21 protein-coding genes are annotated in these 21,041 nt (G+C 63.4%); 7 read left to right on the forward strand and 14 right to left on the reverse strand.

Annotation, left to right across the window (positions count from 1 at the left end):
* From P8014_RS02575 to P8014_RS02600, 6 genes are all read left to right on the forward strand, one after another.
* Nucleotides 1-786, forward strand: a complete 786-nt coding sequence (locus P8014_RS02575) for an ABC transporter permease (protein ID WP_337815736.1) — start codon at nt 1-3, stop codon at nt 784-786.
* A 52-nt stretch (nt 787-838) separates the two neighbouring features.
* Nucleotides 839-1,984, forward strand: a complete 1,146-nt coding sequence (locus tag P8014_RS02580; protein ID WP_337815737.1) for an extracellular solute-binding protein — start codon at nt 839-841, stop codon at nt 1,982-1,984.
* Between the two features lie 111 nt (nt 1,985-2,095).
* Nucleotides 2,096-3,184, forward strand: coding sequence for an ABC transporter ATP-binding protein (locus P8014_RS02585; RefSeq protein WP_337815738.1), 1,089 nt, complete (start codon nt 2,096-2,098; stop codon nt 3,182-3,184).
* 23 nt (nt 3,185-3,207) lie between these two features.
* Nucleotides 3,208-4,251, forward strand: a complete 1,044-nt coding sequence (locus tag P8014_RS02590) for a histone deacetylase family protein (RefSeq protein WP_337815739.1) — start codon at nt 3,208-3,210, stop codon at nt 4,249-4,251.
* Nucleotides 4,252-4,299: 48 nt separating this feature from the next.
* A complete protein-coding gene (locus P8014_RS02595; RefSeq protein ID WP_337815740.1) occupies nt 4,300-4,653 on the forward strand; it encodes a RidA family protein in 354 nt (117 codons plus the stop codon).
* A gap of 4 nt (nt 4,654-4,657) precedes the next feature.
* Entirely contained in the window at nt 4,658-5,620 is a 963-nt protein-coding gene (locus P8014_RS02600) for an ornithine cyclodeaminase family protein (RefSeq protein WP_337815741.1), read from the forward strand.
* Between the two features lie 3 nt (nt 5,621-5,623).
* On the opposite strand, the gene P8014_RS02605 is transcribed toward P8014_RS02600, so the two are convergent.
* The 3 genes from P8014_RS02605 to P8014_RS02615 form a co-directional block, all read right to left on the reverse strand.
* Entirely contained in the window at nt 5,624-6,826 is a 1,203-nt protein-coding gene (locus tag P8014_RS02605) for a GGDEF domain-containing protein (RefSeq protein WP_337815742.1), read from the reverse strand.
* 40 nt (nt 6,827-6,866) lie between these two features.
* Nucleotides 6,867-7,472 carry a DedA family protein gene (locus P8014_RS02610; RefSeq protein WP_337815743.1) on the reverse strand — a complete coding sequence of 202 codons (606 nt, stop codon included), beginning with the start codon at nt 7,470-7,472 and terminating at the stop codon, nt 6,867-6,869.
* 95 nt (nt 7,473-7,567) lie between these two features.
* Nucleotides 7,568-8,446: a fumarylacetoacetate hydrolase family protein gene (locus P8014_RS02615; protein WP_337815744.1), complete on the reverse strand. Its 879-nt coding sequence runs from the start codon at nt 8,444-8,446 to the stop codon at nt 7,568-7,570.
* 225 nt (nt 8,447-8,671) lie between these two features.
* Between P8014_RS02615 and P8014_RS02620 the strand changes: the two genes are divergently transcribed.
* Nucleotides 8,672-9,103: a phosphate-starvation-inducible PsiE family protein gene (locus P8014_RS02620; protein ID WP_337815745.1), complete on the forward strand. Its 432-nt coding sequence runs from the start codon at nt 8,672-8,674 to the stop codon at nt 9,101-9,103.
* Between the two features lie 6 nt (nt 9,104-9,109).
* Here the strand turns inward: P8014_RS02620 and P8014_RS02625 are convergent, their stop codons facing one another.
* From P8014_RS02625 to hflC, 11 genes are all read right to left on the reverse strand, one after another.
* A complete protein-coding gene (locus tag P8014_RS02625; protein WP_337815746.1) occupies nt 9,110-10,732 on the reverse strand; it encodes an ABC-F family ATPase in 1,623 nt (540 codons plus the stop codon).
* Nucleotides 10,733-11,940: 1,208 nt separating this feature from the next.
* On the reverse strand, nt 11,941-12,237 hold the full coding sequence (locus P8014_RS02630; RefSeq protein ID WP_337815747.1) for a GIY-YIG nuclease family protein: 297 nt from the start codon (nt 12,235-12,237) through the stop codon (nt 11,941-11,943).
* Between the two features lie 184 nt (nt 12,238-12,421).
* Nucleotides 12,422-13,414: an ABC transporter permease gene (locus tag P8014_RS02635; protein WP_337815748.1), complete on the reverse strand. Its 993-nt coding sequence runs from the start codon at nt 13,412-13,414 to the stop codon at nt 12,422-12,424.
* Nucleotides 13,411-14,205: an ATP-binding cassette domain-containing protein gene (locus P8014_RS02640; protein ID WP_337815749.1), complete on the reverse strand. Its 795-nt coding sequence runs from the start codon at nt 14,203-14,205 to the stop codon at nt 13,411-13,413. Before P8014_RS02640 ends, P8014_RS02635 begins: the two co-directional genes overlap by 4 nt.
* A 4-nt stretch (nt 14,206-14,209) precedes the next feature.
* Nucleotides 14,210-15,124 carry a D-ribose ABC transporter substrate-binding protein gene (locus P8014_RS02645; RefSeq protein WP_337815750.1) on the reverse strand — a complete coding sequence of 305 codons (915 nt, stop codon included), beginning with the start codon at nt 15,122-15,124 and terminating at the stop codon, nt 14,210-14,212.
* Between the two features lie 145 nt (nt 15,125-15,269).
* Nucleotides 15,270-16,163, reverse strand: a complete 894-nt coding sequence (locus P8014_RS02650; RefSeq protein ID WP_337815751.1) for a ribokinase — start codon at nt 16,161-16,163, stop codon at nt 15,270-15,272.
* Nucleotides 16,160-17,149, reverse strand: coding sequence for a LacI family DNA-binding transcriptional regulator (locus P8014_RS02655; protein ID WP_337815752.1), 990 nt, complete (start codon nt 17,147-17,149; stop codon nt 16,160-16,162). Before P8014_RS02655 ends, P8014_RS02650 begins: the two co-directional genes overlap by 4 nt.
* A gap of 112 nt (nt 17,150-17,261) precedes the next feature.
* Complete coding sequence (locus P8014_RS02660; protein WP_337815753.1) at nt 17,262-18,557, reverse strand: adenylosuccinate synthase; 1,296 nt, start codon at nt 18,555-18,557, stop codon at nt 17,262-17,264.
* Nucleotides 18,557-19,744, reverse strand: coding sequence for an ATP phosphoribosyltransferase regulatory subunit (locus P8014_RS02665; protein WP_337815754.1), 1,188 nt, complete (start codon nt 19,742-19,744; stop codon nt 18,557-18,559). The genes P8014_RS02660 and P8014_RS02665 overlap by 1 nt, the downstream gene beginning before the upstream one ends.
* Before the next feature lie 164 nt (nt 19,745-19,908).
* Nucleotides 19,909-20,097 carry a DUF2065 domain-containing protein gene (locus tag P8014_RS02670; RefSeq protein WP_337815755.1) on the reverse strand — a complete coding sequence of 63 codons (189 nt, stop codon included), beginning with the start codon at nt 20,095-20,097 and terminating at the stop codon, nt 19,909-19,911.
* Between the two features lie 68 nt (nt 20,098-20,165).
* The gene (gene hflC, locus P8014_RS02675) at nt 20,166-21,041 is read right to left on the reverse strand and encodes a protease modulator HflC (RefSeq protein WP_337815756.1); all 876 of its coding nucleotides are present in this window, start codon (nt 21,039-21,041) and stop codon (nt 20,166-20,168) included.

A 21,041-nucleotide genomic window follows, 5' to 3' on the forward strand; every position in this document is an offset into this window, starting at 1 on the left:
ATGGGCTGGAACATCATTCGCGTCGTCACCCTGCTAGTGTATCTGTTCATGTTCCTGCCGGTGGTGATCGTGATACTGCTGGCGTTCAACTCGAGCCAGTTCGGCAGCTTCCCGCTGACCGGCTTCACCTTCCACTGGTTCGACGTGTTGTGGAACGACGCCTCGATCGTGCGTGCACTCAAGACCTCGCTGATTCTGGGCTCGATGACGGCCTTGGTGTCGACCACCCTGGGCATCATGGCCGCCCTGGCACTGGTGCGTTACAACTTCCCCGGCAAGAATTTCATCGCCACGCTGCTGATCGCCCCCATTCTGGTGCCCGAGGTGGTGTTGGCGGTGGCACTGCTGCTGTTCCTGCGCTGGCTCGAACTCCCGAAGAATTTCTTCATGCTGCTGCTCGGCCACGTGATCTTCACCCTGCCCTTCGTGGTGTTGGTGGTGCAGGCGCGGCTTACCGGCATTCGTCGCGATTACGAAGAGGCGTCCATGAGCCTGGGCGCCAATCCGCTGCAAACCTTCTTCCAGATCACCCTGCCGCTGATGTTGCCGGCGGTGCTGGCCGGACTGCTGTTCGCTTTCACCATCTCGTTCGACGACGTGACCGGCACCCTGTTCTGGAAACCGGCAGGCACCGAGACCGTGCCGACTCAGATTTTCGCCATGCTTCGCAACTCGATCAGTCCTCAGATCAATGCTCTGGGAACCGTGATGATCGCCATTACCGTCTTGCTGCCTTTGCTCGGCGCCGCTCTGACCCGACGCCTGAGCAGAACGCCGCAATCGTGAACCCCAGATCCAGGGCTGCAACGACACTACCCGCAACGCAAGGAGACATCTGATGGATGACGAGAAACGCCTGGAAAGGCTACTGGTACGCTATCAGGACGGCAAAATCAGCCGCCGCACGTTCCTCGGTCTGCTGGCCGCTGCCGGCGCCTCGGTAGGCCTGATCGGAGGGCCGTTCAATCGTGCCGCACTTGCCGCCGGAGCGAAACAAATCCACTACGACGGCTGGGGCGGCATCGTTTCGGCAGCCTTCGAAAAATACGCTTTCAAACCCTTCGAGAAAAAGACCGGCATCACCGTCATCAGCGGCACCTTCGGCAACGCCGATCAGTACCTGGCACGGGTCAAGGCGAGTCAGCCGGGAGAGTACAACATTGCCCACCTGAGCGGCGTGTTCGACTACGTGCGCTACTACGATCTGGGCCTGGGCTCGGTGCTCAACGAGAGCAACATCCCCAACCTGCAGTACGTCATCAAGTCGCTGGAGACGCCGCTGCGCAAGATTAGCAAGGGCAAACTCTCAGCGGTGCCCTACGACTACGGCACTACCGGCCTGGCCTACAATCGCAAGTACATCTCCGACGAGGAGATCCGCCAAAAGGGCGCCAAGATCCTGATCGACCCCAAGTACAAGGGCAAGATCGGCGGCTGGGGCGAGTGGAAAACCCGCATCTGGTACGCCGCGCTGCAGACCAGCCAGAATCCGAATGATATCAAGGATATGAACGCCGTCTGGGACGCGATCCGCAAGAACCGCGACCTGGTGCTCAAGTACTGGAGTTCCGGCGCCGAGTTGATGAGCCTGCTGGCCAACGAGGAGATCTACGTCACCGAGGCGTGGTCCGGCCGCATCGCCGCGCTGCAGCAGCAGGGCAAGGACATCGGTTACTACGATCCGCCGGGCGGCCTGGGCTGGCAGGAGTGCCTGTTCGTCATGAAGGGCAGCCCCATGCAGGCCTGCGAGGAACTGCTCAACTACACCCTGCGTCCGGAGGTGGCCATCGCCATCGCCGAGGGCCAGAACTACCCGCCCTCGCTCGATCCGACCAAGGTCAAGCTGAGCAAGAAGGTCGAAAGCCTGCCCGCCTTCGATCCTACCGGCACACTGGACAAACTCAACTTCTTCGACCCGACGTACTGGAACAGGCACCAGAGCGACTGGTCCGCCAAATTCAGCCGCATCGAGAAAGGCTTCTAAGCACAGCCGGCAGCCAAGCTCCGGCCGAGGTTCGCGCCCCGGCCGGTTTTCGAGCCCGACTGACTCAAGCCAACGACCCGACAACCCATGCCTTACGACGGTTCCAGCCCTATGACGACTTCCGCGGTAACCCTCAACAACGTCATCAAGCAATTCGGCGCGGTCACCGCGGTCGAGCAAATGACCCTGGATATCGAGGAAGGCAGCTTCGTCACCCTGCTCGGCCCCTCCGGCTGCGGCAAGACCACCACGCTGCGCATGATTGCCGGCCTGGAACACCCGAGTTCCGGCGACATCAACATCAAGGACCGGCGCATCAACGACGTGCCGATGCACAAGCGCAATCTGGGCCTGGTGTTCCAGAACTACGCCCTGTTCCCACACAAGACCGTATTCCAGAACGTGGCCTTCGGCCTGCGCTACCGCCGCGTACGCGGCGACGAGATGCGCCGGCGCGTACAGGAAGCGCTGGAACTGGTGCAGTTGCCGCAGATGGCCGATCGCTACCCGGGACAGCTCTCCGGCGGCCAGCAACAGCGTATCGCCCTGGCGCGCGCCATCGTCATCCAGCCCGACGTACTGCTGCTGGACGAACCGCTGTCGGCGCTCGACGCCAACCTGCGCGAGGACATGCGCGTCGAACTCAAGCGTATCCAGCACCAGCTCGGCATCACCACTCTGTTCGTGACTCACGACCAGTCCGAGGCGCTGGCCATGTCGGACCGCATCGTGGTCATGAGCAACGGCCGCGTGGAGCAGATCGGCACCCCAGAAGAGGTCTACAACCGACCCGCTTCGTCCTTCGTCGCCAGTTTCCTCGGCCACGCCAACCTGCTCGACGGCCGCATCGACGGCGGCGAAGGCGAGTTGACCCGGGTGCGTGTCAACCCGGAACTCGAACTGACCGCCGGTGCCGGCGAACTACACGGCCAGGGCACAGGCGACGCGGTACGCGTGGTGGTGCGTGCGGAGAAACTGATGTTGGCCGAGCGCCACGAGCCATCCGAAAAACTCACCGTCTTCCCCGCCACGGTTGACGCGGTCGACTATCAGGGCCAGTCTGCTCGTTACTTCCTCAAGGCTGGCGAAATGTCGCTGCAGGCGATCAATCCGATCGACCGTGAGCCCTTCGCCGAGGGCAGCCGCGTCGAAGTCGCCGTACGCGCCTACGACTGCGTGCTGCTGCCACCGGAACGCTGACACCCATACACGTCGAAACGGATATGGATATCTACTACTCGCCACGTCAGGCAAACCATTCTCCGGACACCTTTCTGGTGCGCGGCCGGCCGGTGCCGTCGCCGGAAAGCACCGAACGCGCCGAACGCCTGCTCGCTGCCCTGCAGGATGCCGGCCTGGACGTAACGCAACATCCGGGAGACGGCTCGGCGCGACTACTCCAACGCCTCGAGACCGTCCATCGGCCCCGCTATCTGGAATTTCTGCATACCATCCACGAGCGCTGGCAGACTCTGCCCAACGCCTCCGACACCGTGCTGCCCAACGTTCACCAGACCGGTGGCGGGCACCACTATCCTGCGCATCCGGTCGGCCAGGCCGGCTGGCATCTGCACGACATGGCCTGCCCCATCGGTCCGCACAGCTTCGAGGGCATCTTCGCTAGCGTGGCCAGCGCCGAAATGGCCGCCGAGGCGGTGCTCGACGGCGCACGTGAAGCCTATGCGCTATGCCGCCCGCCGGGGCATCACGCCGGGCCGGAAAGCGCCGGCGGATTCTGCTTCGTGAACAATTCCGCGCTGGCCGCCAGCATCCTGCGCGAGCGCTTCGCCCGCGTCGCGGTCGTCGACGTCGACCTGCATCACGGCAACGGCACCCAGGACATCTTCTACCGCCGCGGCGACGTCTGGACCGGTTCGGTGCACGCCGATCCGGACCAGTTCTATCCGTTCTTCTGGGGTAGCGCCGACGAACGCGGCGAGGACGCCGGCGAAGGCTGCAACCTCAACGTGCCGTTGCCCGTCGGCAGCGGCGGCAATGCCTTCATGCAGGGCCTGGAGCATCTGCTGGAAGCGTTCCAGGCGTACCATGCCGAGGCAGTCGTGATCGCGCTGGGACTCGACGCGCACAAGGACGACCCGCTGGCAGGCATGACGCTTGAAACCGCGGACTACGCCCGCATCGGCGAACGCCTGGCCCGGCTGCCGCAGCCCTGCGTCATAGTCCAGGAAGGCGGCTACCCGACCCCCGCCCTGGGGCAGAACCTGCTCGCGTTCCTGCAGGCGTTCACGGACACCCGGCGCGGCTGACCCGCAGCGCCACCTCAGCCCCACCCTCAACGAAAGAGAACCTTCACAATGAGCATTCAGCATCTCGACGTCGGCGCCCGCATGAGCCAAGCCACCATCCACGCCGGCACGGTCTACACCGCCGGACAGGTCGCCTCCGACGCCAGCGCCGACGCCGCCGGACAGACCCGCCAGATCCTGGCCAGCATCGACGCACTGCTCGAACGCGCCGGCACCTCGCGCGAGCACCTGCTGTCGGCGACCATCTGGGTGGCCGACATGGCCGATTTCGACGCCATGAACAGCGCCTGGGACGCCTGGGTAACGCCAGGCCGGCCGCCGGTCCGCGCCTGCGTGGAAGCGCGCTTGGCCAAGCCCGAGTGGAAGGTCGAGATCATGGTCACCGCCGCGCTGCCGGAGTAACACGATGCGCGTCATCTCAGGCGAGGAAGTCGCCGCCGCCCTGCCCTGGAAGGCATTGATTCAACGCCTGGAGCAGGCCTTCCGCGACGGTGTGGAATCGCCGCCCCGCCATCATCACGCCATCCCGCGGCACGATGGCGAGGCCACCATGCTGCTGATGCCGGCCTGGCAGAACGACGGCTACATCGGCATGAAGATGGTCAACGTGTTTCCGCAGAACGCCGCACACGGCCTGCCGGCGATCTCCGGCATCTACATGCTGTGCGACGGCGCCAACGGCCAGCCGCTGGCCTGCATCGACGGCAGCGAACTGACCCGTCGGCGCACCGCCGCCGCCTCCGCGCTGGCCGCCGACCGGCTGGCCGTGGAAGATGCCTCGACGCTGCTGGTGGCGGGCACCGGCAAACTCGCGCCGATGCTGATAGAAGCGCATGCTGCGGTCCGCCCAATCCGCCATCTGCGCGTGTGGGGACGCAATCCGGACAAGGCCGGGGCGCTGGCCGAACGCTACCGCGATTACACGGGCGGCCTGGCCGCGTTCGAGTCCGCCGCGGTGGCAGACGATCTGGCGGCGGCAACGGCGGAAGCGCAGGTAGTCAGCTGCGCCACGTTGTCGCAGGAACCGATGATCCATGGCGACTGGCTCTCGCCGGGCGCGCATCTGGATCTGGTCGGCGCCTTTCGCCCCGACATGCGCGAAACGGATGCCGCCTGCCTGACTCGTGGCGAGGTCTTCGTCGACACCTATGCTGGGGCCCGCGGCGAGGCTGGCGACCTGCTCTGTGCCGAGGCCGAGGGCGTCTTCCGCTTCGAGGACATCCGTGCCGAGCTTGCCGAACTGATCCGCGAGCAACGCCCTGGACGCGGCGGCCCAGACAGCATCACCGTGTTCAAGTCCGTCGGCGCCTCGCTGGAGGACCTGGCCGCAGCCGTCGAGGTGTGGGAACGCTGCAACGGAGGCGCCTGATCGTCACTCGTCGGCAAGCGGCATTCCCACCGCTTCTGCTTCCTGCTCGTCGAACACGACGACGCGATTGCGGCCGCGGTGCTTGGCGCGGTAAAGCGCCCAGTCCGCGGCCTCGATCAGCTCGGGTATGCCCCCCTCACCATTGTCGACCGCTAGACCCACGCTGACTGTCAGCGCCGTCTTTTCTCCGCCCATGCTGAACGGAAACTCGGCGACACGAGTACGCAGTTGCTCTGCAAGTACGAAGCCGGCGCCGGCATCGGCCCCCGGCAGCAGGACGAGAAACTCCTCGCCGCCATAGCGACCGAACACATCGCCGGCACGCAGGCGTTGGCGAACCCGATCCGCAAAGCCCTTGAGCACGACGTCCCCCTGAACGTGGCCGAACCGGTCGTTGATCTGCTTGAAGTGATCGAGATCGAACATCAGCAAAGCGCAGAGCCTCTCCTGTCGGCGTTCACGCGCCAGCGCGCGCGCCGCCTCCTCCATGAACGCGCGGCGGTTGAGCCCCAGCGTCAACGCGTCGGTATTGGCCAAGCTGGTCAACTCGGCACGCACGCAGTCGTTGGCGAGCATCACGAAACCGAAGAACAAGCCAAGAATCAGTATATTGGTAATGCCGAGCGTCAACAGATTCAACAGCGAACTGATGTCGAGTCTCTCGAGATTGGTGCCGAAGAACAGCGCACTGATCGCCTGTAGCAGAACAGCGCCCAACATCGCGATCAGAAACCAGCCGATCAACGGACGCGCAAGGCTCCGAAACATCGAACGTCCCACGAATGCGGCTTTCGCAGACAGCGATAAACCGACTAGTGCATAAACGCTGAAAACCAGAATGCGCGCCTCGAAATTGTCGTCCATCAGGGTGAACCAGCTCACGCACAGCACTTCGAGAATTCCTAGAACCAAAATGAGGCTCATGTGCGGCGCCTGACCGTCGAAACGTCTCAGACCGAGCAATATCAGCCCCAGAGCCAGCGTCGCCAGCGCATTGGAGAGGACGAGGGAAAGGAAATCGGGGATGACGCCATATCCCCAGCGCAAGGACATGGAACCCCAACCAAGCAGCATGGCATAAGCCCAGGAATGGATCGCTTTGACCTTGGTGGGCAGATTCATGCCCTGCAGAAACAGGAAGCCGCTGGCCATGACCGCCTGTACCCCAGCCGTAAACATCAACGTAAAGATATCTATCGTCTTCACTGTCGCACCACTTCAGTCCGATCGAATCACGAGACGAACATCAGCTGCGCAGCAGGCGCAAATGCCGCCGGACGTACCAGACGATTCCGGCAAGCAGCAATACAGCGATGAATTCGTCAAAACGATGAAACCAACCGCCGAGGCTGTGCCAGTGTTCTCCCAGCTTCAGGCCGATCCAGGCCAGCGCCCAGCACCAGATGAACGAGCCTACGAAGGTATACAGGTTGAAACGCCACAACGACATTCGCGCCACGCCCGCGGGAAAGGCAATGAACGTGCGTACGACCGGCAACATTCGCCCGATCAGGATGGTGATGTCTCCATGGCGGGCAAACCAACGGTCGGCCAAATCGAGGTCGTGGTGCGAAATCAGCAGATATTTGCCGTAACGTTCGATAAACGGACGCCCACCCCAGGCGCCGACGGCATAAGCAACGAGCGAACCGACTACCGAACCTGCCGCCCCGGCCAACGCGACCAGCCACAGCACCAGCGTGCCAGTGGACACAAGATAACCGGAAAACGGCATGATGACTTCCGAGGGCAACGGAATGCAGGCGCTCTCGATGGCCATGAGCACGGCCACGCCGGCATAACCGAGATGGCCGATGAGGGCGGTGATGAAACTGGCAATATATTCAAGCATGATGCGCCTGCACTCGCGGCATGAGCCCGGCGGAGGCGCGGACACGGCCCCCGCGCTATACCGCCAGAGTAAATCTGGCATCGCTGCCGCCTATATTATTCCACCGGATTCTCGAGTGTACCGATGGCGTCGACGGTAATGGCCACGCGATCACCCGGCTGCAGGAACTTCGGCGGCGTAAAACCCGCTCCGACCCCGGCTGGGGTGCCAGTGGCAATGACGTCGCCCGGCTCCAGAGTTATTCCCGCCGAAAGCGTCTCGATCAAAGTCGGAATGTCGAAAATCAGCTCCTCGACACAACCGTCCTGGCGCAGCTCGCCATTGACCCGGGTCTGTACGCGCAGCGCGCGTACGTCCGGCACTTCCTCTGCGGTCAACAACGCCGGCCCCATGGGACAGAAACCGTCCAGGCTTTTACCGATGAACCATTGCAGATGGCGCTTCTGCAGACCGCGGGCCGTAACGTCGTTGAGCACCGTATAGCCATAGACATGCTCCATCGCGGCATCGCGCGCAATACCGCGCCCGCCGCGGCCGATAACCACGCCGATTTCGCCCTCATAGTCGGTGGTAGCGCTCGTATCCAGATGGGATGGAATCGCCTCCCCCGGCCCGATGACGGTCGACGGCGCCTTGGTGAAGACGATGGGGTGCTCGGGCAGGTCGCTGCCGCCTGCCGGCAGGGATTTCACCTCGTTGACATGATCGCGATAATTCTTGCCGATGCACATGATGTTGCGCGAAGGACGTGGAATCGGCGCCAGCAGATGCACGTCCGCCAGCGGCAGCCGGACACCGTCGGCGTTCAGCGCGGCGCGTGCTGTCTCCAGCCCTTTTTCGCCCAGGGCGATAAAATCGAGCATGTCCTGCGGCAACGCCGGTACGGCACTCGACAGATCGAAAATCTCATTCTTCGCGCGATCGAGCACGCCAATCCGACTGTCGGCACCGGTCGTGAAGCTTACGAGTAACATCGGCAACTCCTATAAAAAACGGTTATCGGCAGGTTATCCGGCTGCTCTGCAGCGTGGCCCAAACGCCCCGGCGGTACATTCGCTCTACGGCTTATCCATGTTGACGAATCGGCCTCACATGACCGAACGTAGTCCAAACATGTCGGCATTCATCGCAAACTTGCGGAGTCATGCCAACCTAAAGCTTAGTGTAAGTTCCGGCAGATCTTCAGGAGAGTTGGCTCAATGCATACACATTGGTTCGAAGCTGTCATGGAAGCGGCCAACCGACTGCTGCACGCCTTCATCGCCATCGCCCTGCTGGTGGCAAGTCTGCTGCTGATCTGGCAATTCACCTCCGACGTCTTCACCTCCATCACCTCCGGCGACATCGGTGACGGCTTCCTGAGATCATTGGGCAATCTGTTTATTCTTTGGGTCCTGTCTTCACTGATCTCGGCCGAGGTGCGTTACATGCGCACCGGGCATTTCACCGTGGTGGTCTTCATCGAGGCGGCGCTCATCACGCTGCTGCGCCAGCTCATCATCATCCCGGTGGAAAGCAGCGGCCACCTCGAACAATGGGCCTGGACCTACGGTCTGGTCATCGCCGCCGTGCTGGCTGTCGGTATCACCTACTTCCTGGTGCAGCGCCTGCAACCGTCCGCTGACGAATAGATAGCCTCAGCGCTTGCGCTTGGCGACCTTGGGCGGCACTTCCGGCTCCAGGCTGCGCAGATAATCCTCGTAGCTGCCGCTGAAATCGGTCACGCCTTCGGGACTCAACTCGATAATGCGTGTGGCCAGCGAGGACACGAATTCACGGTCGTGGCTGACGAAGATCAGCGTACCCGGATAATGTTCCAGCGCCAGGTTGAGCGACTCGATCGATTCCATATCCAGATGGTTGGTCGGCTCGTCCATCAGCAGAATGTTCGGGCGCTGCAGCATCAAGCGGCCGAACAGCATACGTCCCTGCTCGCCACCGGAGATGCAATTCGCCGGTTTCTTGATCTCGTCCTGCGAGAACAGCAGACGCCCCAGTACGCCGCGCAGCACCTGCTCGTCGTCGCCCGGGCGGCGCCACTGCGCCAACCACTCGATCAGCGGCAATTTACTCTCGAAATCCGCGGCGTGGTCCTGGGCGTAATAGCCGATGGCGGCGTTCTCGGCCCATTTGATCGTGCCCTCCTGGGGTTCGAGCTCACCCATCAGGGTACGCAGCAGCGTGCTCTTGCCGATGCCGTTGGGGCCGATGATGGCGACGCGTTCGCCGGTATCCACGGCCAGGTTGAGCTTACTGAACAAAGGCTCGTCGCCGTAGCCCTGCACCAGCTTGCGCACTTCCAGCGCGCGGCGGTAAAGCTTCTTCTCCTGCTCGAAGCGGATGTACGGGCTCATGCGGCTCGAGGGCTTGATCTCATCGAGCTGGATCTTCTCGATCTGGCGCGCGCGCGAGGTCGCCTGCTTGGCCTTGGAGGCGTTGGCGGAGAAGCGATTGACGAATGACTGCAGCTCGGCGATCTGCGCCTTCTTCTTGGCGTTGTCGGCAATCATGCGCTCGCGCGCCTGGGTAGCGGCGGTCATGTACTCGTCGTAGTTGCCCGGGTACACGCTCAGCGTGCCGTAATCCATGTCGGCCATGTGCGTGCACACGCTGTTCAGGAAGTGGCGATCGTGCGAAATGATGATCATGGTGCTGGAACGGTCGTTGAGCACGCCTTCCAACCAGCGGATGGTGTTGATGTCGAGATTGTTGGTCGGCTCGTCGAGCAGCAATACGTCGGGGTCGGAGAACAGCGCCTGCGCCAGCAGCACGCGCAGCTTCCAACCCGGCGCGACCGCGCTCATCGGGCCTTCGTGCTGCTCCAGCGGAATACCCACCCCGAGCAACAGCTCGCCGGCGCGCGCTTCGGCGCTGTAACCATCGTATTCGGCGAAGGCCACCTCCAATTCGGCCGCACGCAAGCCGTCCTCCTCGGTCATCTCAGGCTTGGCATACACCGCGTCCCGCTCCTGCTTGGCGGCCCACAACTCGGCATGCCCCATGATGACGGTATCGAGCACGCTGAACTTCTCGAAGGCGAACTGATCCTGGCGCAGCTTACCCAGTCGCAGGTTGGCTTCCAGCGAGACGTTGCCCGAAGTCGGTTCCAGATCTCCGCCGAGGATCTTCATGAAGGTCGACTTGCCGGCGCCGTTGGCACCGATCAGGCCGTAGCGGTTGCCACCGCCGAACTTGACGGAAATGTCCTCGAACAGCGGCTTGGAGCCGAACTGCATGGTAATGTTGGCCGTGGTGATCACGTGCGCGCTCCGGGATGCTTTGGTAGGGACACTCTGAGCAGGGCTTGGCAACACTTGCGGTCGCCGGGCACAGAAGTTGTCCGCTTGTGCAAAAGGTGCGCATTGTCGCATGAGTGGGGGCTGGAAAGAACCGCTGCGGGCTTAGGGATGTCCTTTGGTGCCTTTGGGCAGCGTCTTGGTTAACGGTCGGAAGTGAATTGGCGTGTGCGATTTTGATCTTACGTGGCCGAGGGCGGCGTACCTGCTGGCTTGGGTGACCGGTTTCGGGCGCGATTCGAAGTGTGTGGTCTCGTTTGGTGATGCGATAGGTCTTTTCCCATTCTTCGTGGGCTTGGAGGCAAGTTGTGAATCGGCGGTTTTGATCTTGCGTGGGTGAAATGCACGAATCTGTTGGCCATCGCGGTCTGTTTCGTGCGCGATTCGATGCCTGGCGCATCTATCTGCTGAGGTGACGCGCCCGAGTACCTTTCTTTGGACGCCCAAAGAAAGGTACGAAAGAAAGGCGCCCGAAAGGCCTTGTCCCTGACGGGCAGACCTCGAGCGCACACCCCGTCACGGGGCACCGCAAGCACTTGCCATCCTGGCAAAGCCTACTCGGGCGGCCTCCCTGCCGCCCGACCCCATGCCGGGGCGCACGCTCGAGGCAATGCCTAACGGGGATCGGGACGTCAAAACAGAACGCCTCCCAAACGCTTGGGCTACGCATTCGGCGATCGAAGCGTAGGTTGGGGTAAGCGAAGCGCACCCCAACGCGGGCAGTGCAGATCATGTTGGGGTTCGCTGCACTCACCCCAACCTACGGCAGCCGTGTTTTGACGTTCGGTCCCCCTTGATCGCTTGCCTCGCGAACGCACGCCTGGGCGGGGATAGCTGACACGGATGTCAGCCAAGCAGCTCTTGGCCTGGATGGCCAATAGCTGCGGGCCCCGTTCAGGCGTGCGTTCGCGAGGTTGCCCGTCAGAGACAAGCGATCCGCGGGGCGCGTTTCTTTTGCATCTTTCTTTGCGCGGTCAAAGAAAGATGCTCGGGCGCGTCACCGATTCAGAGCGAACCCCCATGCGTCGAGTCGCGCCCGAAACAGGCCACCCAAGCCAGCAAGTACGCCGATTCCATCCACGCAAACTCAAAAATACCCGCCGTTGCTTTACTCCCGAGATCAAACCCGAGACTCAACCAGCGAATTTCAACAAAACAACCGCACAAACACCTCACACCTTTTCATCCCAACCGGCAACCAGCGCCCTCTTCTCCCCGGCCCTTAACCGCTTGATCTCAACCTCCCGCCGCGACGCGGCGCTGCGATCCGCCTGCGGCTCGGCATAGGCCAGCCGCACCGGCCGCCGCGCCCGCGTGCAGCGGGCTCCGCCCGCAAGCTCGCCGTTGTGCTGCGCAAGCCGGCGTCGGACATCGGTGGTAATGCCGGTGTACAGCGTGCCGTCGGCGCATTCGAGCACGTAGACCCACCACGGGAAATCGAAGGATCGGTGCTCGCAGTTGTCAGGCAAGGATATCGGCATCCTGAAAGTTGGACCGGCGTCCCGGTCCGCACGCCGTTCCGGAACGGCGTTCAATATACGGGAACAAAACCGATGCGGGCGAGAGCGTGCCGACGCACGCTGCGCCCGGCGACAGATACGTCGCCGCCGCCGCCGAGCGCCCGCTCACTTTGCCCGACCCGACCGGGCAGCCTCACACCGCACTGTCGTGGCGGCGCTTGAGGTAGTCGAGCATGACTGCCAGCAGGATGACGAAGCCCTGCACCAATTCGGTGTAGTACGGCGACACGTTGAGCAGGACCAGACCATCGAGAATCGTCGATATCAGCAACGCTCCCATGACCGCGCCCCACACCGAACCCCGCCCACCGAACAGGCTGACACCGCCGATGACCACGGCCGCGATCGCGGTCAGTTCATCGCCGCGGCCGGCGTTGGGGTCGGCACTGCTGAGCTGGGCCGCAAAAATGATTCCAGCCACACCGCTGCACAGGCCACTGAAGGCATAGGCAAGCGTGCGCAGGCGACGTACGCGGATGCCGGAACGATAGGCGGCGATGCGGTTCCCGCCCACGGCGTACAGATGTCGCCCCGAAGCGGTCTTGGATAGCCACCCCCACGCCCCCAACACGATGGCCACCGCAATCCAGACCTGCGCCGGAATCTGCAACAGCCTCGCCTGCCCCAGCGCGTTGAAGCCGTCCGCGGCGATTCCGATCGGATTGCCCTGGGTCACGATCAGAGTCAGACTGGTGAAGATCGACAGACCGGCCAGCGTGGCAATGAAGTCAGTGACCCGCAGATAGTTGACCGCGACGCCTTGCAACGCGCCGACCGCAGTAGTCGAAGCCAGAGCCACCGCCAGAGCCAGCGGCCACGGCAGCCCCATGGCACTCATCAGCGCAGCAGCGACCGCTCCGCTCAGGCCCGCCATCGCGCCAACTGAAAGGTCGATGCCCGCGACCAGCACGACGACCAATTCGCCGACCGCCATGATCACGAACGGCGCACTCTGCACCAGGATGCTGAACAGATTAGCCGAGGTCAGAAAGTAAGGCGTCGCCAGCGCCAGACCGATCACCAGCAGTGCGAAACCGATGAGCACGCCATTGTTGATGGCGATCCGACTCAGGCTCTTCAGCCGGACGCCGCGCTCGGCGCCCGCTGCATTCGTCTCGAGCGTCATGATTTGCCCTGCCTCCCGAACAGCATGGAACGAACCACCGCATCCTCGCCCAGTTCCTCCGGCGAGCCTTCCAGCGCCTTGCCACCGCGGGTGAGCACGACGATGCGATTGGCCACGCGCCAGACGTCGGCCATGGTGTGTGTGATGAGAATGACAGCGACGCCGCTCGCGGCCAGCGTGGTGATGAGTTCGAGGATGGCTTCGTGCTCTCCGACCCCGACGGCCGCGGTAGGTTCATCCATGATCACCAGTTTGGCCTTCCAATACACGGCTCTGGCCACGGCCACGGCCTGGCGCTGACCGCCGGAGAGTTCGCCCACTGCCTGTCCCAGATCGGGAATATGTATACCCAGGCGATCGAGCGCCTGCGCCGCCTCACGGCGCATCCTCGCATCATCGAGCACGGGCAGCCCGATACGACTGCGGCGCATCTCGCGTCCGAGGAAAATATTGGCGCTCACGTCCAGGTTCTCGGCCAGGGCGAGATCCTGATAAATGGTCTCGATGCCGAGTTCGCGGGCATGCCGGGGATCGAACTGGCACACGGGCTGATCGCCGAAGGTCATGCTGCCGCCGCTGGGCGGATGCGCTCCGGCGATCACCTTGATCAAGGTCGATTTCCCCGCGCCGTTGTCTCCCAACAACGCCACGACCTCGCCGGGATACACATCGAGATCGATGCCCTTGAGCGCTTCGACGGCCCCGAAGCGCTTGCCGATCCCGCGCAGGCTGAGCAGCGCGGGGGCCCCCGAAGGGGCCTCCCGCTGCACCGATGCAGTTCGCGTCTGCACCGCTTTATTTCCCGGAGATATACATCTGCAGGGGCACGGCCACAAAGGGCACGCCGCTGTGCAGATATTGATAGCCGGCCATCACGCCGAGTTTGCTCATCAGCGCGGGCTGCTGCGCCACGTCCAGCGTGATCTCGCCCTTCTTGACCGCGGCGAGGCCATCCGGTGTACCGTCGATACTGACCACGGCCACGCCGGCAGCGCGATTGGACGCATGCAAGGCCCGGATTGCACCCAGAGCCATTTCGTCGTTTTCGGCGAACACCGCTTTCAGACCGGTCGGATGGGCGATCAGAATGTTGCGCATGACATCCAGGCCCTGCTGGCGATTGAAGTTGGCGGTCTGCTTGGCCACCACCTTGATGCCCGGATGCGCCTTGAGCGCCTCGTTGCAACCTCGGGTACGCTCATTGGTTGCCGACGCGCCGGGGACGCCGAGCAGAATGGCGATATCCCCCTTGCCGCCCAGGTGCTTGGCGATGAAGTTACAGGCCGTGGCACCCGCCTCGACGTTGTCCGAGGCAAAGAAATCCAGCGCCTTGCCCTTGTTCGTGCGCCGGTCGAGGAAGATGACCGGCACCCCGGCACGGTTGGCCTCCTGCACCGCCGGCCCCATGGCCGTCGCGCTGGTGGGATTGATCAGCAGCATGTCGACCTTGCGCGCGATCGCGGTACGCACCTGATTGGCCTGGGTGGTCGAGTTGTTGTTCGCATTGAGCACCAGCAGCTTGACGCCCAGCCGGTCCGCCTCGGCCTGGGCACTGTTCTTCATTGCCACGAAATAGGGGTTGTTGAGCGTCGACAGCAGCAGGGCGAAGGTGTACTGCTGCGCCGCGGATGCGGCCATCGGGACCGCGCCGAGAACGAATGCGGCCGCGAACAGGAAGCCGCGGATGAATCTGCGTTGTTGATTTTTCATGGGTACTCCTCCCGATTTCGGGGCATCGCCCCGGTGTTATGGACAACATCGAACAAGGGCTTGGGTATGATCCATACGCACCACATGCCTTGTATTTCACGTCTCCTGTCCGCAGTTCGACGTATCCTCAATCAGCTCCGGCGCCTCAGATCGAAGCGAAACGCCGCAGCTCGTTCAAATCCGGCAGCGAGGGCTGTGCACCCGCGCGCGTGGCAGTGAGCGCGCCAGCCGCATTGGCCAGTTTCATCGCCTGCTCCAACGGCTCATTCTCGGACAGCGCCCATACGAGGGTGCCGACGAAGGAGTCGCCGCAGGCCGTCGTGTCCACCACCGCAACGGTATAGGCCTCGACCTGACCACTGCCTGCAGGAGCGGCCCACACTGCCCCCCTGTCGCCAAGCGTCACGATGGTGGTGGAATCCGCCCCACGCAAACGCTCCGCCGCCTGCAGCGCCTGCTCGAAATCGGCCGGCGCCGGTCCACCCAGCAACTCCCCGGCTTCGGTTTCGTTCACCACCAGATAATCGAGCGCCTCGAGCAGCTCAGCCGGCAGGACCGTCGCCGGCGCCGCGTTGAGCACGACGCGTCCACCGCCGTTGCGCACCCGGCTGGCGGCCATGCGTACCGTGTCCAAGGGCACTTCGAGCTGCATCAGCAACCAGTCGGTGCGCTCGAGATCAGACGGCAGTCGCGCCGACGTCAGCACGGCGTTGGCTCCGGGCGAGACCACGATACGGTTCTGCCCGTCCTGATCCACCGTGATGAAGGCCGCGCCGGTCGGCTGCGTCACGCGCTGCAGGTTGTCGAGGATCAGCCCCTCGCCGCGCAACGTGCCGTACAGCGTGTCTCCGTAGGCATCGCGTCCCAGGCAGCCGATCATCTCGACCGCCGCTCCCAGGCGTGCCGCGGCCACGGCCTGGTTCGCGCCCTTGCCGCCCGGATGCAGCCGGTAGTCGGAACCGAGCACGGTTTCTCCGGCTTCCGGCGCCCGCTCGACCTCGACCACCACATCCATGTTGATGCTACCCACCACCTTCATATCGCTGCAGCCTCCTGTTCCAAAGCGATGACTGAACCTCTTTCGACGTATTCGACCGGCAGTACCAGATGAGTCGGTTCGCCCCCCTGCCCGGCCAGGCGACGGTGCAGCAGTTCGACTGCGCGGCGGCCGATGGCCCGTACGGGCTGGCGCACCGTACTCAGCGGGGGTTCGACGATCGCCGCCCAGGGAATATCGTCGAATCCGATCAGCGACACGTCCTGCGGCACGCGTCGCCCGTGTGCCTTCAAGGCTTTCAATGCCCCAATGGCCACTGCGTCGTTGGCGGCGATGACCAGTGTCACGCGCGTATCCGCCAACCGCTCGACAGCCTCCGGCGGCAATTGCATAGAAAAAGGTACTTCCAGAATCCACTCGGGGCGTTTCTCACCCAGCGCCTCACACAATGCCTCTCGGCGCGAACAGGCGCTGATCGAGTCGGCCGGGCCGGCGAGCAGGCCAATGCAGCGATGTCCGAGTTCGTTCGCCAGCCTCGCCTGCAGACGCCCGCCAGCGCGATGATCGGAGCTGACGCTGTCAAAGGCGGCAAGCTCCGGGCCAACCCTGTCGATGATCACGGCGGGGCGGTGAGGACGGTATACGGGATGTAGTGCCTCGGGAATCCATACGACGCCGTCGACACGCTGTTCGAGCGCGGCAAGTGCCTGGGACTCACTATCGTAGTCGGCACCGGACTCGCTCAGCATCAGTCCGTAACCGAGCCGCCGCGCGGTCTCCGCCACCGCCTGCGCCAGCGAGGGGAAAAAGGGATTGGTCAAATCGGGCAGCAACAGACCCAACACACGATGGCGTCCCGTGCGCAGGGTGCGCGCCGGCTGGCTCAGTCGATAACCCAAGGCTTCGACAGCGGCTTCGACCCGCTCCCGCGTGCCCTCCGCGACCGTCTTGGTCCCGTTGAGCACATGGGACACCGTTGCCGTCGAAACGCCCGCGACTCTGGCTACGTCCTTCAAGGTGACGCGCATTACATGCCTAAAAGGTTAATCGATTAACTCGCATAATAGATCATGGCGTACGGAAAGCAAGGCGGACTTCCCACATTGAAGTCCGCCATACGGGACAGCGGTATTTCCGGCTTCAGCCGGCCAGCGGCTGGCGCAGAATGACGTTCTGATTGCGATCCGGACCGGTGGAAACCATATCGATAGGCGCCTCGACCAGAGACTCGATGCGGGCGAGGTAGTCCTTGGCCTCCTTGGGCAGTGCATCGTAGTCGGTGATGCCCACGGTGGAACTCTGCCAACCCGGCATTTCCTCGTAAACGGGCTCGCAGATGGCCAGCGCCTCGGCGGCACCGGGCGACAGGTCGTAGTCCAGCTCCCCGGCACGATAGCCGACGCAGATGCGCAGGGTCTCCAGTCCGTCCAGCACGTCCAGCTTGGTCATGCACAGCCCGGAGATGCTGTTGAGCTGAATCGCACGACGTAGCGCCACGGCATCGAACCACCCGCAGCGGCGGGCGCGACCCGTCGTGGCGCCGAACTCGTGACCACGGCGGGCGAGATGCTCGCCCATCTCGTCGATCAGCTCAGTCGGGAACGGCCCCGCTCCGACACGCGTGGTGTAGGCCTTGGTGATGCCTAGCACATAGTCCAACGCGAGCGGCCCGACGCCGGTGCCGGTGGAGGCTCCGCCGGCCGTGGTGTTGGACGAGGTCACGAAAGGATAGGTGCCGTGATCGATGTCGAGCAACGAACCCTGGGCCCCCTCGAACAGCACGTTGCGGCCCTCGGCTCGCAACTCGGCCAGCCGGCGGGACACGTCCGTGACCATCGGTGCGATGACTTCGGCATGCGCCATGGACTCGTCGAGAATGCGCTGGAAGTCCAGCGGCTCGGCACGGAAGTAGTTCTTGAGCACGAAGTTGTGGAAGTCCAGCACCTCGCCGAGCTTGGCGGCGAAACGCTCGCGGTGGAACAGATCGGCCACGCGCAGACCGCGGCGCGCGACCTTGTCCTCGTAGGCCGGACCGATGCCGCGCCCGGTGGTGCCGATGGCCGAAGCGCCGCGAGCCTGCTCGCGGGCCAGATCCAGCGCTACGTGATACGGCAGGATCAGCTGAGTCGCATCGGAGATGCGCAGCCGCTCCGTGACCGGCACGCCGCGCTCCTCCAGCATGTGCATTTCCTCGAGCAGCGCCGCAGGCGAGAGCACCACGCCATTGCCGATGAGGCATTCCACCCCTTCGCGCAGGATGCCGGAAGGGATGAGGTGGAGGACGGTCTTCTCGCCGTCGATGACCAGCGTATGGCCGGCATTGTGCCCGCCCTGAAAACGCACCACCGCAGCGACCTGTTCGGTGAGAAGGTCGACAATCTTGCCCTTGCCTTCGTCACCCCATTGGCTACCCAAAACGACAACGAACTTGCCCATCAGTTGACTTCCGTAATGATCCATTGACCGTCGCGCAGAACCAGCTGCTCACCGCAGCCCATCGCCTGTGCGTTCCCATTCTGTCCACGCAGCCCGCGCACCACGACACGACCCTGCGCCCGCAATTCGGCCACGCGTCGATCGAGCGCGGCATCCTCCGCAGCGGGCGCGAAAACGCCCGGCACGGCTGCCACCTCGGACTCGCGCCCAACCAGCATGAGCGATTCGAGATCGGCGCTGAAGCCGGTCGCCGGCCGCGCTCGCCCGAATACCGCGCCGATGCCGTCATAGCGACCGCCACGGGCAACCTCCGCACCGCGCCCCGGCACATAAGCCGCATAGACGATACCCGAGTGGTAGCGGTAGCCGCGCAGTTCCGCCAAATCGAAACGCAGCTCGGCCGCGGGCACCGCACGGCAGATGGCGGCAGCAGTTTGGGCCAGATAGTCGAGCGCGGCGGCGACCGCCTCGCCCGCCCCGGCAAGCCGCGCACGCGCGGCATCCAGCACCTCGACGTCACCGTTAAGTTCAGGCAGCGCCAGGAACCAGCCACGCTGCACCTGCGGCAATTCACGCGCCGCCAGCAGCGCCTCAATTTCCGGCACGGCCTTGCGTTGCAGCATGTCGAACAGCTCTGCCTCGTCCGCAGCATCCAGGCCGGCGGCGGCGATCAACTGGCGGAAGATATCCAGGTGCCCAAGGTCCACATGCACCCGTTCGACGCCGCAGATTTCCAGCGTCGCCAGCATCAGACGAATGATCTCGACATCGCTGTCGACGCCGCTGTGGCCGTACAGTTCGGCGCCCACCTGCAACGGGCTGCGCGTGCCTCCCGGGCCCTGCGGTCGGGTGCGCAGAATGCGCGCCAGATAGCACAGGCGCACAGGCACGTCGCGACGCAGACGATGAGCGTCAATGCGCGCGACCTGCGGGGTGATGTCGGCGCGCACCCCCATCAACCGCCCATTGAGCTGATCGGTGAGCTTGAAGGTTTCCAGATCGAGTTCGCTGCCGGTCCCGGTCAGCAGAGAATCGAGGTACTCGATCAGCGGGGTCATGACCAGTTCATAGCCCCAGCTGCGATACAGGTCCAGCAAGGCGCGGCGCAACTGTTCGATGCGCGCGGCCTCTACCGGCAGACTTTCCTCGATCCCCTCGGGCAACAGCCAGCGTGCGGGCCCCTTCATGCGGCGCCTCTCCGGAATCGGCGATACGGGTTCATCAGACAGTCTCACTAGACGATGGACAGATAGACAGCGGGAGAAGTGTACAGCCACGACGAACGCGAGTCGAAACGGTCGTGTTCAGCAGCCGCTCGCCGCTCATGGCCCGCACACCGCGGGTTCTTCAGTCATCCATGCAGCAGATAGAGCACCAGCAGACCCAACAGCATGCTCACAATCCCGATTAGTCGCAGTGCATTGTCCGACAACTGCGCGGTCTGCAGCATCGCCCGGCGCATGACGTGCGGGGTCAGAAACGGCAAAATGCCTTCCAGCACGAACAACAGCCCCAAGGCCGTGAGCAGATGGATCCACATGTGACACGTCTCGTTCGGCCGCGCGCCCGCAGGCGCACGGCAATGCGTTCAGAAATTTCCCAGGATCCCTATTTGGCCGGGGCCGTACCCTGAGCGTTGTTGAAGAAGCGGAAGAACTGCGAATTCGGCTCGAGCACCAGCACGTCGTTCTTGCCGTCGAAGCTCTGCCGGTAGGCTTCCAGACTGCGGTAGAAAGCGTAGAAGGACGGATCCTTGTTGTAAGCCTTGGCATAAATCTCCGCCGCCTTGGCGTCACCCTGCCCTCGCACGATCTGAGCCTGGCGGTAGGCGTTGGCGAGAATCACCGTACGCTCCCGGTCGACATTGGCGCGGATGCGTTCGCCCGCCTCCTTGCCTCGCGCTCGGAAATCAGCCGCGACCCGGGCGCGTTCGGCCTCCATGCGCTGGTAGACGGAGCTGGCCACTTCCGCGGGCAGGTCGATGCGTTTGAGACGCACGTCGACGATGCGGATGCCGAGTTCCTTGGCTGCCTTATTGGCCTCGATCTCCAGCGGCCCGAGGATCTTGTCGCGCTCGCCCGACACCGCCTGCTGGATGGTCAGCTTGCCGAACTCGCTGCGCAATCCGTCCTTCATGATCTGAGACAGGCGCAACAGCGCGCGCTGCTCGTCGCCACGCGTGGAGCGGTAGTACTGGTCAAGGTTGGAAATGCGCCACTTCACGAAGAAGTCGACCATGACGTTCTTCTTCTCGCTGGTGAGAAAGCGCTCGGGTTGCGAGTCGAGCGTGAGCACACGTGCATCGAACTTGCGCACGTTCTCGATCAGCGGCAGCTTGAAGTGCAGGCCGGGCTTGATATCGGCCTGCTTGACTTCACCGAGCTTGAGCAGAATCGCGCGCTGATCCTGGCGCACGGTATACGTCGACAGATACAGCAACAGCGCGACGACAGCGATAATGGCGGCAGTGATCTTCAGCTTCAT

Origin of the sequence: Acidihalobacter sp., assembly GCF_037381185.1 — a bacterium.
Taxonomy (GTDB): domain Bacteria; phylum Pseudomonadota; class Gammaproteobacteria; order DSM-5130; family Acidihalobacteraceae; genus Acidihalobacter_A.

Bases quoted from the DNA above. Each gene is read 5' to 3' on its own strand.
- P8014_RS02575 (WP_337815736.1), top strand. From the start codon at position 1: ATGGGCTGGAACATCATTCGCGTCGTCACCCTGCTAGTGTATCTGTTC.
- P8014_RS02580 (WP_337815737.1), top strand. From the start codon at position 839: ATGGATGACGAGAAACGCCTGGAAAGGCTACTGGTACGCTATCAGGAC.
- P8014_RS02585 (WP_337815738.1), top strand. From the start codon at position 2,096: ATGACGACTTCCGCGGTAACCCTCAACAACGTCATCAAGCAATTCGGC.
- P8014_RS02590 (WP_337815739.1), top strand. From the start codon at position 3,208: ATGGATATCTACTACTCGCCACGTCAGGCAAACCATTCTCCGGACACC.
- P8014_RS02595 (WP_337815740.1), top strand. From the start codon at position 4,300: ATGAGCATTCAGCATCTCGACGTCGGCGCCCGCATGAGCCAAGCCACC.
- P8014_RS02600 (WP_337815741.1), top strand. From the start codon at position 4,658: ATGCGCGTCATCTCAGGCGAGGAAGTCGCCGCCGCCCTGCCCTGGAAG.
- P8014_RS02610 (WP_337815743.1), bottom strand. From the start codon at position 7,472: ATGCTTGAATATATTGCCAGTTTCATCACCGCCCTCATCGGCCATCTC.
- P8014_RS02615 (WP_337815744.1), bottom strand. From the start codon at position 8,446: ATGTTACTCGTAAGCTTCACGACCGGTGCCGACAGTCGGATTGGCGTG.
- P8014_RS02620 (WP_337815745.1), top strand. From the start codon at position 8,672: ATGCATACACATTGGTTCGAAGCTGTCATGGAAGCGGCCAACCGACTG.
- P8014_RS02635 (WP_337815748.1), bottom strand. From the start codon at position 13,414: ATGACGCTCGAGACGAATGCAGCGGGCGCCGAGCGCGGCGTCCGGCTG.
- P8014_RS02645 (WP_337815750.1), bottom strand. From the start codon at position 15,124: ATGAAAAATCAACAACGCAGATTCATCCGCGGCTTCCTGTTCGCGGCC.
- P8014_RS02650 (WP_337815751.1), bottom strand. From the start codon at position 16,163: ATGAAGGTGGTGGGTAGCATCAACATGGATGTGGTGGTCGAGGTCGAG.
- P8014_RS02655 (WP_337815752.1), bottom strand. From the start codon at position 17,149: ATGCGCGTCACCTTGAAGGACGTAGCCAGAGTCGCGGGCGTTTCGACG.
- P8014_RS02660 (WP_337815753.1), bottom strand. From the start codon at position 18,557: ATGGGCAAGTTCGTTGTCGTTTTGGGTAGCCAATGGGGTGACGAAGGC.
- P8014_RS02665 (WP_337815754.1), bottom strand. From the start codon at position 19,744: ATGAAGGGGCCCGCACGCTGGCTGTTGCCCGAGGGGATCGAGGAAAGT.
- P8014_RS02670 (WP_337815755.1), bottom strand. From the start codon at position 20,097: ATGTGGATCCATCTGCTCACGGCCTTGGGGCTGTTGTTCGTGCTGGAA.
- hflC (WP_337815756.1), bottom strand. From the start codon at position 21,041: ATGAAGCTGAAGATCACTGCCGCCATTATCGCTGTCGTCGCGCTGTTG.